Annotated in this window: 12 protein-coding genes; 8 read left to right on the top strand and 4 right to left on the bottom strand. The window is 53.5% G+C overall.

Features of this window, described 5'->3' with window-relative positions; translation table 11 throughout:
• Window positions 1-14 precede the first annotated feature (14 nt).
• Window positions 15-635 carry a hypothetical protein gene (locus tag P3G59_RS14035; protein WP_277762025.1) on the top strand — a complete coding sequence of 207 codons (621 nt, stop codon included), beginning with the start codon at window positions 15-17 and terminating at the stop codon, window positions 633-635.
• A gap of 111 nt (window positions 636-746) precedes the next feature.
• Here P3G59_RS14035 and P3G59_RS14030 read toward each other — a convergent pair whose 3' ends face one another.
• Complete coding sequence (locus P3G59_RS14030) at window positions 747-2,048, bottom strand: OprD family porin (protein ID WP_277762024.1); 1,302 nt, start codon at window positions 2,046-2,048, stop codon at window positions 747-749.
• 374 nt (window positions 2,049-2,422) lie between these two features.
• Between P3G59_RS14030 and P3G59_RS14025 the strand changes: the two genes are divergently transcribed.
• Genes P3G59_RS14025 through P3G59_RS14005 form a run of 5 tightly spaced genes read left to right on the top strand, consistent with a single transcriptional unit; the run spans window position 2,423 to window position 10,579 of the window.
• Entirely contained in the window at window positions 2,423-4,471 is a 2,049-nt protein-coding gene (locus P3G59_RS14025) for a type VI secretion system tip protein VgrG (RefSeq protein WP_277762023.1), read from the top strand.
• The gene (locus tag P3G59_RS14020; RefSeq protein WP_277762022.1) at window positions 4,462-5,325 is read left to right on the top strand and encodes a DUF4123 domain-containing protein; all 864 of its coding nucleotides are present in this window, start codon (window positions 4,462-4,464) and stop codon (window positions 5,323-5,325) included. The genes P3G59_RS14025 and P3G59_RS14020 overlap by 10 nt, the downstream gene beginning before the upstream one ends.
• Before the next feature lie 32 nt (window positions 5,326-5,357).
• Entirely contained in the window at window positions 5,358-8,615 is a 3,258-nt protein-coding gene (locus tag P3G59_RS14015) for a hypothetical protein (protein ID WP_277762021.1), read from the top strand.
• Window positions 8,616-8,636: 21 nt separating this feature from the next.
• Complete coding sequence (locus P3G59_RS14010) at window positions 8,637-9,611, top strand: tetratricopeptide repeat protein (RefSeq protein WP_277762020.1); 975 nt, start codon at window positions 8,637-8,639, stop codon at window positions 9,609-9,611.
• 5 nt (window positions 9,612-9,616) lie between these two features.
• The gene (locus tag P3G59_RS14005) at window positions 9,617-10,579 is read left to right on the top strand and encodes a sel1 repeat family protein (protein ID WP_277762019.1); all 963 of its coding nucleotides are present in this window, start codon (window positions 9,617-9,619) and stop codon (window positions 10,577-10,579) included.
• Window positions 10,580-11,045: 466 nt separating this feature from the next.
• Here P3G59_RS14005 and P3G59_RS14000 read toward each other — a convergent pair whose 3' ends face one another.
• A complete protein-coding gene (locus tag P3G59_RS14000) occupies window positions 11,046-11,342 on the bottom strand; it encodes a hypothetical protein (protein ID WP_007912147.1) in 297 nt (98 codons plus the stop codon).
• 78 nt (window positions 11,343-11,420) lie between these two features.
• On the bottom strand, window positions 11,421-11,819 hold the full coding sequence (locus P3G59_RS13995) for a hypothetical protein (RefSeq protein WP_277762018.1): 399 nt from the start codon (window positions 11,817-11,819) through the stop codon (window positions 11,421-11,423).
• Window positions 11,820-11,833: 14 nt separating this feature from the next.
• Between P3G59_RS13995 and P3G59_RS13990 the strand changes: the two genes are divergently transcribed.
• Together P3G59_RS13990 and P3G59_RS13985 are read left to right on the top strand one after the other, a co-directional pair.
• Window positions 11,834-12,103 carry a DUF2790 domain-containing protein gene (locus tag P3G59_RS13990; protein ID WP_277762017.1) on the top strand — a complete coding sequence of 90 codons (270 nt, stop codon included), beginning with the start codon at window positions 11,834-11,836 and terminating at the stop codon, window positions 12,101-12,103.
• Window positions 12,104-12,192: 89 nt separating this feature from the next.
• Window positions 12,193-12,591 (top strand): hypothetical protein, encoded by a 399-nt coding sequence (locus tag P3G59_RS13985; protein WP_026000451.1) that lies wholly within the window; start codon window positions 12,193-12,195, stop codon window positions 12,589-12,591.
• Here P3G59_RS13985 and P3G59_RS13980 read toward each other — a convergent pair.
• Complete coding sequence (locus P3G59_RS13980) at window positions 12,588-12,857, bottom strand: DUF1652 domain-containing protein (protein ID WP_277762016.1); 270 nt, start codon at window positions 12,855-12,857, stop codon at window positions 12,588-12,590. The genes P3G59_RS13985 and P3G59_RS13980 overlap by 4 nt on opposite strands.
• Window positions 12,858-12,997: the final 140 nt, after the last annotated feature.

Here is a 12,997-nt window from a genome sequence, read left to right as displayed (position 1 = left end):
CGGGATAACGGCTTTTGAATTACAGGCAGACGCTTGGACTACTGACACTGGCAACGCTACTGAGCGGGTGCGGCACCTCGCCGCCCCGTTCGCCGGAAGACATCTGCGAAATCTTCCGCGAGAAAAGCGACTGGTACGACGCGGCGCAAGTCACGCAAAAACGCTGGGGCGTGCCGATTCAAGTGCCCTTCGCGATCATGTATCAGGAATCCGGCTACCGCTACGACGCCAAGACCCCGCGTAAATACCTGCTGTGGGTGATCCCGTGGGGCCGCGTCTCGACCGCTTCAGGTTATGCGCAAGCCAAAGATGAAGTCTGGGCCGACTACCAGAAAAGCACCGGCCGCAGCGGAGCCGACCGCGAAGACTTCGACGACGCCATCGACTTTGTCGGCTGGTACATGGACAAGACCTATTCGATCAACGGCGTCTACAAGTACGACGCCTATAACCAATACCTCAACTACCACGAAGGCTGGGGCGGCTTCCGCAACAAGACCTACGCGAGCAAAGCCTGGCTGATGCCAACGGCGCGCAAAGTGCAGAACCGTTCGGATGTGTATGCGCGGCAATATACCGGGTGCAAGGAGGATTTGAATCGGGGGTTCTGGAGCCGGTTCTGGCATTGGTTGTAGCGATTCCGAACATCCCTGTAGGAGCTGCCGAAGGCTGCGATCTTTTGATCTTGTTTTTAACAATCAACATCAAAAGATCGCAGCCTGCGGCAGCTCCTACAGTGGGGGCCGTTACAGGACGGAGAAGTTGTAACTCACAATCAACCGGGTCTCATCCACATCCCGGGCAAACTTCTCGTAGTTGGTGCGATACGTCGCATTGCGCAAACGCAAACTCACATCCTTGAACGTGCCTGTCTGAATCACGTACTTCAACTCGCTGTCACGTTCCCACTCTTTCCCTTCCTGATCACTGCCCAACACTTTGATGTGATCACCGTTCACATAACGCGTCAGGAAGCTCAAACCATTAATGCCAATGGCCTTGAAGTCATAGTCATAACGCAGTTGCCAGGAACGTTCCTGCGCGGCGGCGAAGTCGTTGACCTGCACATAGTTGACCAGATACGGGTTGCTGCCATCGAGGTACGGCATCGAGTTGTCGCCGTTCATGCGCTGCCAACCGGCGCTGAACGTGTGACCGCTGTGCGCGTAAGAAAGCATGCCACTCAACGCACGGTTATCGATGGAGCCAGCCTTGGCATCACCGCTGTCGGAACTTTTCAGCACACGCAGATCCGCTTTGAGTACACCGCCCGCCAACGGCTGATTACCCGACAGCCCGACAAAGTGCTGACGATAAATGTCTTCCAGTTCGGCGTAGTGATACTGCGCGGTCAGGCGATCGTTGATCTTGTAGTCGAAGCCGTACATGTCGAAATGGTCAGCGGTGGTGTTGCAGGCGTAGCGCTTGTTCTTGCAATGCACGCGGATGTCTTGCGAATCGGTGGAATCGCGCGCGGTGTACTTGTCCAGGCGCGCGGCCATGAAGGTCAGATCCTTCACCTCTTTAGAGGTGAGAATGGCGCCGTTGAACATCGTCGGCAGCAAACGGCCGTCGTTGTATTTCAGCAGTGGCAGATCCGGCAGCAGCGCGCCGTACTTCAGCACGGTGTCCGAAATCTTGACCTTGGCGGTCAGACCCATTTTCGCGTACTGGCCTTTCGAGCCGCGCGGGTCGTTGCCGCTGGAGGGCAGCAAGCCGCTGTTGCTGCGGTCCGGGCTGGAATCGAGTTGAAAGCCGAGCGTGCCCAGCGCATCGAGACCAAAACCCACCGTACCTTCGGTGTAGCCCGATTGCAGATTGAGAATAAAGCCCTGAGCCGACTCCTCACGCTTGGAGGCGCCCTGATCGTTCGTGGTGTGCCCATCACGGAAATCGCGGTTGAAATACACCGTGCGCGATTCGATTTTCGCCGTGGTGTCTTCAAGAAATCCGCTGGCCTGAACCTGTGCGGTAAAACCTGCGCACAGCACAACGGCTCCGAAGCCAAACGACTGGCGCGGGGTGATGAGGGGAAATGGGGGACGCATGAAAAACTCCAACAATGCAGCGTTTGCGCAAGCGCGCAACAAGCCAGAAAAATAGCTCCCGTCCCGGGTCAGATTGAACCAGGAGAAAGTGAACAAGCAGGGGTGAACGGCAATGATGGCAGATGGCTTTGACGGGCTACAGGCGACTTTAGTCTGAATCTGACTGGCGATTCTTCAACCCTGGGTCGTGGGAAAAGTTGCCGGCAGTGGGCGCCGATTCGCAGCAAACGCCCGGTTTCATTGAGTGAAACACCTGATCTAAGGGTTTTCCCTATACCGCAAACCTGCCAGACCTACGGCTTTTGTGCCTTGAACGAGGCCGCTTAATCCTCCATCATCCGTCACCTGCTTATTCAACGGACGGAATTCAAGGCATGCTGGACGCCAACGCAACCCACATTACCCTCACGCTTGAAGGCGCCAACGCCGACCTGCAAGTCCTCAGCTTCACCGGTCGCGAAGCCCTCAACGAACCGTTCCGTTTCGACCTCGAACTCGTCAGCGCCCGCCCCGACCTCAAACTCGAAGAGCTGCTGCACAAACCCGGCGTCCTGACCTTCGGCCCCACCGGCGAAGGCAAGATCCACGGCCAGGTCTATCGCATCGAGCAAGGCGACTCCGGCAAGACCCTGACCCGTTACAGCCTCAGCCTGGTGCCGCAACTGGCGTATCTGCGGCACAACCACGATCAGCAGATTTTCCAGCAACTGACCGTACCGAAGATCATCGCTCAGGTCCTTGAGGATCGCGGCATCCTTGCCGACGCCTACAGTTTCCAGCTCGGCGCCGAGTACCCGCAGCGCGAATACTGCGTGCAGTACGACGAGTCCGACCTGCATTTCATCCAGCGCCTGTGCGAAGAAGAAGGCATTCACTTCCACTTCCAGCACAGCAGCAGCGGCCACAAACTGGTGTTCGGCGACGACCAGACCGTGTTCCGCAAACTGAAACCGGTGAGCTACCAGCAAGACTCCGGCATGGCTGCCGACAAACCGGTGATCAAGCGCTTCAACCTGCGCCTGGAAACCCGCACCACCCGCGTCAGCCGCCGCGATTACGACTTCGAAAAACCGAAGATCCTCCCCGAAGGCGCGGTGAAAACCGAGTTCGCCCCGGACCTCGAGGACTACGACTACCCCGGCCGCTTCACCACCCGCGAGCGCGGCAAGTTCCTTTCCACCCGCGCCCTCGAGCGTCATCGCAGCGACTACAAACTCGCCGAAGGCAAAGGTGACGAACCAACCCTCACCAGCGGCCATTTCCTCACGCTGGCCGAACACCCGCGCGCCGAATGGAACGACCTGTGGCTGCTGCTGGAAGTCTTCCACGAAGGCAAACAACCGCAAGTGCTCGGCGAAAACGTCACCAGTGACGTCACCGACAACAAAAGCGATTTCCACCAGGGCTACCGCAACAGCTTCCTCGCCACCCCATGGGACGCGCACTACCGCCCTGCCCTCGAACACCCGAAACCGAAAGTGCTCGGCAGCCAGACCGCTGTCGTCACCGGCCCCGCAGGCGAAGAAATCCACTGCGACCAGTATGGCCGCATCAAAGTGCAATTCCACTGGGACCGCGACGGTCAGTCCAACGACAAAACCACCTGCTGGATGCGCGTCGCCAGCGGCTGGGCCGGCGCAGCGTACGGCGGCATCGCCATCCCGCGCATCGGCATGGAAGTCCTCGTCACCTTCCTCGAAGGCGATCCCGACCAGCCGCTGGTCACCGGTTGCCTGTACCACAAGGAAAACGTCGTCCCCTACGACCTGCCAGCAAACAAAACCCGCAGCACCTTCAAAACCCTGAGTTCACCGGGGGGCAAGGGCTACAACGAGTTCCGCATCGAAGACAAGAAAGGCGTTGAGCAGATCTACATCCACGCCCAACGCGACTGGGACGAGAACATCGAGCACGACCAGAAGATTCGCGTCGGCAACGAACGGCACGACACCGTTGAAGCCAATACGCTGAGTGAGTTCAAGGTTGAAGAGCACCGGATTACCCATCTGGATCGAATCAGCGAGATGCGCGCGGATGATCACCTGACGGTTGGCGTGACCCAGCATCTGAAGGTGGGGACTGCGCAGTTTGTCGAAGCCGGGTCAGAAATCCATTACTACGCCGGCCAGAAAGTTGTGATTGAAGGTGCGATGGAACTCACAGCCAAGGCTGGCGGGAGTTTCGTCAAGGTAGATGCGGGTGGCGTGACCATCAGCGGGGCTGAGGTGAAGGTGAATACCGGCGGCTCGCCCGGGGTCGGGACGCCTGCGGCACCATTGCTGCCGGGGCCGATGAAAGTGGCGGATGCGGACAAGGCTGGTAAAGCACCACTCCCCGCCCGTCTGAATGAGTCTGGCATCACACCGTTGTGCGGAAAACAGAGTAACGGCGCTTGCAGCCGTAAGGATTGCACATGCATGTAAAAGCGCTGAGCGCCCTCCTCGAAGCGCCACGCCATGGGTTCGAGGAACTGCCGAGAGAAAGCTCCGACCTGACCCTGTGTTTCATCATTGATCGCGTCCGTCAGCCCGAAGCCATGAGCCGCCTCTACCGTGTCGGCGAGCCCGTAGACACCCAAGGTCTGTTTCTCAACACCGACTTCGCTGAAATCGCCACTGACGGCCCTCTCTGGCTGGTCGCACCGTGGGGCAGTCGACTCGCAGCCGAAGCGGCAAAGCTCTGCGAAGAAAATTTCTCCGGTATTGCCCTCTCCACAGCAGATCCAGCCAAGGCCCTGGCGCACGCCCGCTGGCTCCTGCGTGCCAACGATGGCTCCGGTGGCCAAAGCCTGTTGAGCTATCACAAGCCAAGCCTGTGGGCCGCGCTGGCCTACACCGCCGGTGAAAGTTCGCATCAGCTTTTCGGCCCTTGGCAACACGTTTACAGTCCGGCACCGGTCCACTTCGGGCGCAATCGCGGTCGCTGGCTCAGCTGGCGCACCGTTTCGGAACTTGAATGGCTGGGCGACGTCTCAGCGTTCAACCTGCCACCAGCAGCGCCTAAGGTTCAGGAGCATCTGGGTTGGGTTTATTGGGCAGACGAGCAATACGCGACCTACGGTGAACCCACCGACGAACAACTGCCCAACCTCGTGGAAAACCTCAACGTGCTGGTTGCCCACAACATTTACGAAGGTCGTCATTTACTGAAACTGGGCCAAATCACCAACGGCCCGCTGCTCGAAACGCAGCCTCAGGCAATGGCCATCCTGCAATCCAGGGAAGAGTCGTTCATCAAAGTGCAGCAGTTGCAGCAACTCGCTATCAGCGCTGCTTGATGACCCGTCCGTAAAGAATGAATGGAAGCAAAATGGAACAGAACACCAGCGCAGCACCTAACACCGAGTCGGCATCTGCAACACCAGTAGTTGCCGATGAAACTTGTGCAAAACCACCTCGGGATATCGGTGAACAGCCCGAAGCGCCGGAAGACACGCCTGGCGATCACGACAAAGTGAAAACGCCCTGCTCCACCGTTTATGGCAGCGCCATTTACGACACTGAGAATGAATCATTCTGGTTGCTCCCGGAGCGAACCAACTCGGCACTGAAAGAAGCTTCCAGCGATCTGGAACAAAAAGTCAGCTCTGCCAAATCACCCGAAGAGCGCAAAAAAGGGCTCTACGAATCCGGTCTCCTCGAGTATTTCCTCGAACCCAAGCTGGCAAACTTTCTTGAGGGTGAAGAGAAATCCCGGATGCTGGAGATCGAAGCTCAACATCCAAACATAAGTAATCTGGACGCGGCGCTGCTTGAAGCGCAACAGAGCAGGAAAGCCGCAGCACCAGAAGCAGAAGCACCCGCAACGCCCCTCACGCGCCTCGAACAGGATCAGATCAAAAGAAACGAAATGATGTCCGCCCGTGACGACGCTACTCGCGTGCACGGCATGCACAGTGAATGGAAAAAACTCAAGCGTACAGCCATTGCCGCCGCGACGGAAAAAGGCTATGCGTACGAAAGCGGAAGCCTATTTGCGCCGAAAGCCATCGCCGCTCGTGAAGCCGTTCAAAAGTATCTGAAGGCACGAGAAGCGCTGTTAGAAGACAAGGATCTCACTACGTTAACGTCGGCAGAACTCGCCCCGATGCTCGCTCAGGACAAAAAGCGAATAGACGATATTGCGATGTGCGGCACCAATAATCAGTTGATGCTGTGTACGTATGTGCGTGATCAGGAAATCAAACGCAAGGAAAGGAAAGCGACCTATAACGCTTATCTGGATGCCATCACCGATGTTGCCCAGTACGGCATCGCCTTGCCCGAGTTTGCATTGATTCCTGAGGGTGGAGCAGTCGAAGGTGGCGTCGACTTGTTCAAGCAGTATCTGGCACTAGAGAAAGAGCAAAAAGAGGTCAATGAACGCCTCAGTACCAAATACAAAGGCTGGATTGAGGCAAGTGGACGACAAGCCAAGGCGCCCACCAACCTTGTCACCAATGAGCGTACCGCCTGGGATCGGCTGCAAGCATCAAAAGAAACACTACGGCTCCAGGCTGAAAACAATGTGGAAACGGCGACTGTTCGCCGTCATCTGTTGTGGGAGCCAGAACAATTTCAGGCAAGACCTGAAGAGCGCTTGATCAAGAACGGCTTCCCGCTGGCCGAGATGAGCATGGCGGACAGCCTGAAAAAACCGCTGACCTATCTCAGCATGTATTCGCTGCCACGACTCAAACAGACCGTTAAAGATGACTGGAAGAAAGTAGGCGCTAAGGTCAAAGATCTGGCGAAGCGTCCGGGCAATAGCGATGGAAAAGCAACGACCGACACTGAGCTGAGCTTGTTCGGACAGTGGCTGAAAGACGAAGGCGCTTTAAGAATCAAGGATCAGGAAAGCGATTGGTTCTCCTCCGAAGGCTGGTTCGAAATCGAAAAATTCAACGCCTATCTTGAAAGCAAAAAGTACAAGGTCACTGCGCTGGAGAACGCTGGTACGCGTAAAGAATGGGGAGACCGATTGCAGCAGGTGTTGTTTAAGGACAACGTCCGCAAGACCTTCCGCATTTTCGACATCACACCGCAGGCCCAGTTGGTTCGTTGCCTTATGCCCTCCACCACGGAGACCATCCATTCGTCGACAAAAGTAGAGGGGCCAGACTGGACACTGGCCGAAGGGTTCCAAGCCTCGGCTAAGGCCACTTTTGCCGTTGATCTTGCCAGAGGGGAGGTCGAACTGTTTAAAGTCGACTTGCCAGACCGTGCCAGCGCTAAAGACATCGTCATCACCTACCGAAATGCCGAAGACATACAGCAAAAGATGAACCTCGGACGTTTTTCGCTCTATCTAGGCGCGAAGGCTTGGGGCTACGCCGGAGCATCGTTGCTGCTTTCTTCGGAAATTGCATTGGATGTCAGCAACGCTGGCTTCCATTTAGCGCCTCCGGAACCAGTTGTGCGCAACCCCGATAAGCGCAGCTACGCGAGAACTGAAAAAAGTGGCCAAATTAAAAGAGCTCCTGAAACGCTACAGATACAGGATGGCGCAAAAGCCGCATTCAATCTGTTCGCAGGCCTGCAAACCGGGATCATGGTCACCGGAGCGCTTAACTGGGCTCCACCCTCCGAAGTAGCCTTGCTAACCAAAGCGCCTGTTGCTGGAAAAGCCGCCGGAATGAAATCCAGCGAATGGTTTAGCCTTGCGCGTTTGACCGTGGAACTCAATGCCGCAGCCGGTCTCGGTGCGAGGGCTGAAGCCAGTATTTCCCTGCACGAGGGCCGCCTGATTCTGGTGCTCAAGGCCGCATTGATAGCCGGCCCCGGAGTTGGAGGCTCCTTCAAGTTCGAAGTGGGTTACGACGCAGTCACTGAATTGCTTAACATGTTCCGTAGAGAACTCTATAAAAACAAACAGAACCCGTACTTTGTTATCGAAAATGAAACCTACGCGTACCTTTCGAAATTAAATACTCTGGCCATTGGTGGCTTTGATATCCGTATGATTTATCTCATGGGTGCTGATGCGGTAATGACGCTCTATGAAAGCTTGACTGCAACGGGTAAGGGCGGTGCGATAGCTGACACTATTATGTCTTATGACAGACAAGCCGAACTAGAAGAGTGGTGTGTAAACGCGATACCTGGTGCGCTTGGACCGCTATTGATGACGCTTATTAGTCCGCCAAGCGACTTCAACGTTAAGGTTTCAGACTCTTCAGGAAGCCTGGATAAAAAAGAACGTAAATACACTGAAGACGAAGCCTACCTTCTTCAGCAACGCGCAGTCGAATGCATATTAGGCTGGATCGTTAGCAATGCAGAAAAACAAGGTTCCATTGAAAAAGCACAGAGTCAATTTGAAGAAATTTGTATGTGCATGAATAAATTTGGTCTAAAACCAGCAAATGCGGACCAAAAATATTGCGAAAGCCGTTTGGCTCTTGACAACTTCATGAGCGAGCCAGTGCTTCGCCTCAAAGCAGTATCTGGAGAAGAGATGCGTAATCGCTATAAAAACCACGTTAAACTTCTAGGCGCCAAACGTGACTCATATTGTCAGCGCAGCCAATACTCAGGAAGAACCTATATCCCTTCGGGAGTTGCAAAGTATATCAACCCCAACATTTAAAATCCTCATGAGTACAAAAAAATGCATGTACGAGTGCTTTTATTTATTATACTTTCCTTTTCAAAAATCTATGCAGCACAAGCAGAGCTAAATGTAGAGGACGCACAATCAAAAAGCCAAGGCATTATTCTTTACAACCAACTTAAATTTGAATCCGCGACTCCTTTTTTGCAGAAAGCTTCCGATGCTGGAGATCATGAAGCGCAATATTTTCTAGCTGAAGCATTGAGAAAAAAAAACCACTTCATGAATCCGGAGGCAAGAAAGTGGTATGAAGCGTCAGCAAAACAGGGTGATCTATATGCAATGATACAATTGGGCCGTAGTGAAAATGACATCTGCGATATCACTCAAGACTGCCCGACGCCTCAAAAAAAACCGATTGAGTGGTTGAATCAAGCAAAAAAAATAGCGCAGGAAAAATCTAAACTCGGCAATGCGGAAGCAATGTACCTGATGTATGAGATCACCCTTGATGAGTCATGGCTGCAAAAAGCCGCACTTGCAGGGGATGCGCAAGCACAATATTGGATCGCAATTGGCTACAAACAGGGTGAAGGTTTTTTCTTACCGTGGAAGCGCTCTGAAGAAATAGAAAAGTGGTTCAAGCTATCTTCCGAAAATGGAAATCCTAAATCGATGATGGAATACGCAGCTCTGCTTTATGAAAAGGGTGATCTTGACGGCTTTCGTTATTGGAATGAGCAAGCTGCCCTAGTAGGTAATGCTGAATCTGTTTACAACTTCGGGTCGTATCTTGCTCACGAGCCTGATACTTTCGGCTTCCCCTACGACCCTGTGAAAGCATACTCGCTCATATCCTCACTCCGCATCTTGGATGGTGGAGGAGGAATGAAGGTTAACGTTGAATACAAACTTCCAATTATTGCTGCAAAATTGACAAGCTCACAAATTTCAGAAGCAAACGACCTCTCTAAAAAGTGGGCACTTTCTCACCCTCCGCTGTCATTTTTTCCTGACAAACTTAGCCGTTGATTAAGATGAAACTTCCTATCGCAGGATTTTTGCTAGTCATTTCCTCTGCCGCGCTGGCGCTGACTGACGCCGAACTTGCAATGAAATCTCGCGGCATAATTCTTTACAATCAATTCAAAGCAGTTTCTGCAACTCCACTACTGAGAATAGCGGCAGAGGCTGGAGACCATGAGGCACAATATTATCTAGCTGAGTCATTGCGACAAAAAAATAGCTATATGAATCCTGAAGCTAAAAAATGGTATGAAAAGGCAGCTACCCAAGGGGATCTTTATGCAATGATCCAGCTTGGACGAGTAAAAAATGATTTGTGTAAATTATCAGAAGATTGCCCCGCCACAGAAAAGAAGCCATCAGACTGGTTGAATCAAGCATCTAGTATCGCTCAGCCTAAAGCTGAAGATGGAAATGCAGAAGCCATGTACATAATGTATGAATTAACACTTGATAAGAATTGGCTAGAAAAAGCAGCTGCAAAAAATCACCAAATTTCACAGTATTTGTTAGCTAAAAGCTACCATCAGGGGGACGGTTTTTTCCTTCCATGGAAACGCTCAGAAGTTGTCGAAAAACTATTCAAAGCTTCAGCTGAGGGTGGGTACCCGCCTTCCATGATGGAATACGGAGCCCTTCTTTATGAAAAAGGTGATATTGAAGGGTTCCGTCAATGGAATGAGCAAGCAGCTTTAGCAAGTTACGCCACAACGGTTTATAGTTACGGCTCTGATCTTGCTCATGAGCCAGACACGTATGGATTTCCATTCGATGTCGTTAAAGGTTATGCGCTCGTTTACACCTTGAAGGAGTTAGACGGCGGTGGGGGTTTACAAGAAAGAGTGGAGAGTAAGCTACCAAAAATTGAAGCGAAGATGACAGCTGAACAAGTTTCAGAAGGCAAAAAACTTGCGAAAGAATGGAAGGCTACTCACGCCCCACTTTCCTTCTACCCAGACAAATTAAGTCGCTAAAAACTAAATTTATCATTACCCTCTTTCTGACAAGTTAAGCTGATAGAACCCATGAAGTATTTGGCCATTTTTCTGCTACTCATGACATCACTTCCTTCTTACGGGGAAGCCCAACTGGATGCACAGCAGAAAATCGCTAAAAACAAAGGCATTGCACTTTAAAACCAGTACAAGGCCACTTCAGCCATCTCCTTTTTAACAATTGCTGCAGAGGCTGGCGATCCTGAAGCTCAGTATTATTTAGGCGAAGCTCTTCGAACAAAAAAATCACTATATGAACGCAATTGCCAGAAAATGGTACGAAGTGTCTGCGAACCAAAACAACCTATATGCAATGATTCAGTTAGGACGTATAGAGCAAGATCTATTTTACTCAAAAACAGTGGCGCAAGAATCATACAAACGGGAGGAGTAGATAGCTCGGAGTTTGCCCCAACGCCGTCCTACTCCCGTTTTCACTAGCCCATCAAACCGGCGCCTTCCAACTCAACATCTGCTGCTGCGCCACCTGCAGCAAATCATTGCCATCCTGCGTCAGCAGGTAAAGCGCATGGGTGATGTGTGGAATGTCCTGCACGTCGGCGTGCTTGAAGCACAGGCAATGCAGGGTTTCGAGCAGGTCGGCGGCGGCGCGGATGCGCTGGACGGCGGCTTCGAGGATGTCTTTCGGGTTGGCTTGGGTGTCGATGAGCAGTGTCGGGGTTTCGGTGACGTTGCTGCTGAGGGGGAGATAGCGGTTTTGTAGCAGTTTGATTATTGGCATATTGATTACTCGATTGTTTCAAAAGTAACCGCCGACACCGTGACCAAACGGTGGGAGGCGGACCGTGTACAGGCTTGGTCAACCGAGAACAATCAACTCAGCTCGCCCGAAGGCGTCCTGCACACGGCCACCACAGCTGTGCACTTCACGGTCAAAGAACTCCGCGGTGCAAATGATGGCACATATGCAATCGATTATTCTCAGGTGACCAAACCCGAACCACTGATTTTGCAGCGGCAACCGACAATAACCGCCCCGCTCCAGCCGCCGATAGCAGACAAGGCACCAGCCTTTGTAGGAATTCGCCAAACCTTTCAAAGAAAACCACCCCGCTCCCTGACAGCCGGCGTTCAGCTCGGTTAACCATCCCTTAACGCCGTGGTCAAAAACTCTACTGAACCGCACGCCCTCAGCCGTTTTGGCTGTTGCCCAGTGCGGCAGGTTCGGGTGCATCACGCCGAACTCTAGAAACGCCACACGGGAGTCTTTTCATGAACATTCGTCCTTTATTGCTCACCGCCGCCCTCGCCTCCGCCGCGTTTGCAGGGCTGGCCCAGGCCAATGACACTTCCGCCACTTCAAAAGCCGTGCCGTATGAGTACGGCATGCCGCTGCATGTGGCCAAAGTGGTGTCGTTGACCGAGCCGCCAACGCAAACCTGCAAGGTGGTTACGGCCGACATGAAGTACATCGACAACACCGGTAAGCCCGAGGAGATCAGCTATCGGAAATTGTCTGACGCGTGCAACTTCCAGAACTGACAGAAACGTCTGATTTGCGGGTTTGCGGTAGGCGTGAGGAGTTTCGGCGGTTATGCTCGGAGCCCTCCTCACTGCCGCAAGGATTCGCCATGCAGTTGTCGTTTCGCACGTTGTCGGGCTTCACTTGTTCGTTATGTTTCTTGTTGGCGCTGGCTTGGGGCGTTTTCCCGGAGAGGCTGCTGGCGATCTGGAGCATCGAGTATTCCGACGCAGCAGGATTTGTCGCGCGGCGCAGTGCGGTGCTGTTTGCGGCGTTGGGAGTGATGTTTTATCTGGTGCGCAACGCACCGCCGTCGCTGGGGCGCAATGCGCTGAGCAACGGGTTTATCGTCGGTTGTTTTGGTTTGGCGGTGCTGGGGTTTGCGGAATGGCTGAACGGTCATGCCGGCCCCGGGATTTTGCTGGCGGTGCTGGTCGAGTTCGCGCTGGGCCTTGGTTTTGTGCAGGCCCGGCGCGTGACGGTCGAACTGGGTGAAACGGTGCGTTAAACGGCTCTGGAGCGCGGGCTGTAGTGATGTTGCACAGTTTGCTTGTTCAGATCCGATCGCAGCCCGGCGATCAGTTCGTTGATTTCACGACAGCCATTGAGGTGGCTGGCGTCGATACCACTGACCAGCAGATCCACCTGATCGGTCTGGTGATCGCCGAATACCTTGACGGTCATCGACAAGTCCGGCGACAGCGTGCACTGGCAGCGTTTCGGCAGAAAACTGCTTTCAATGATATTGCGTAGTTCCAAGGCAGACAGAAACATGGCGAAACCCTCTCCTTACTGTGAGATGCCAATCAAGTATTCACGCTGACCGTTGCTGCCCCTGCACGGGTGTGTCCCCGCTGTTTCCCTGGTGCGACAAGCGGTGGTACTGCGAAATGCCCATTGGAGTGTAGGCGCCC

This window comes from Pseudomonas sp. A34-9, from assembly GCF_029543085.1.
Classification (GTDB): Bacteria; Pseudomonadota; Gammaproteobacteria; order Pseudomonadales; family Pseudomonadaceae; genus Aquipseudomonas.
The sequence above is the reverse complement of the archived record's forward strand: the minus strand, read 5'-3'. Positions and strand labels throughout refer to the sequence as shown.

Coding starts and splice junctions, on each gene's coding strand:
- P3G59_RS14030 (WP_277762024.1), bottom strand. CDS start 2,048: ATGCGTCCCCCATTTCCCCTCATCACCCCGCGCCAGTCGTTTGGCTTC.
- P3G59_RS14025 (WP_277762023.1), top strand. CDS start 2,423: ATGCTGGACGCCAACGCAACCCACATTACCCTCACGCTTGAAGGCGCC.
- P3G59_RS14020 (WP_277762022.1), top strand. CDS start 4,462: ATGCATGTAAAAGCGCTGAGCGCCCTCCTCGAAGCGCCACGCCATGGG.
- P3G59_RS14015 (WP_277762021.1), top strand. CDS start 5,358: ATGGAACAGAACACCAGCGCAGCACCTAACACCGAGTCGGCATCTGCA.
- P3G59_RS14010 (WP_277762020.1), top strand. CDS start 8,637: ATGCATGTACGAGTGCTTTTATTTATTATACTTTCCTTTTCAAAAATC.
- P3G59_RS14005 (WP_277762019.1), top strand. CDS start 9,617: ATGAAACTTCCTATCGCAGGATTTTTGCTAGTCATTTCCTCTGCCGCG.
- P3G59_RS14000 (WP_007912147.1), bottom strand. CDS start 11,342: ATGCCAATAATCAAACTGCTACAAAACCGCTATCTCCCCCTCAGCAGC.
- P3G59_RS13990 (WP_277762017.1), top strand. CDS start 11,834: ATGAACATTCGTCCTTTATTGCTCACCGCCGCCCTCGCCTCCGCCGCG.
- P3G59_RS13985 (WP_026000451.1), top strand. CDS start 12,193: ATGCAGTTGTCGTTTCGCACGTTGTCGGGCTTCACTTGTTCGTTATGT.
- P3G59_RS13980 (WP_277762016.1), bottom strand. CDS start 12,857: ATGTTTCTGTCTGCCTTGGAACTACGCAATATCATTGAAAGCAGTTTT.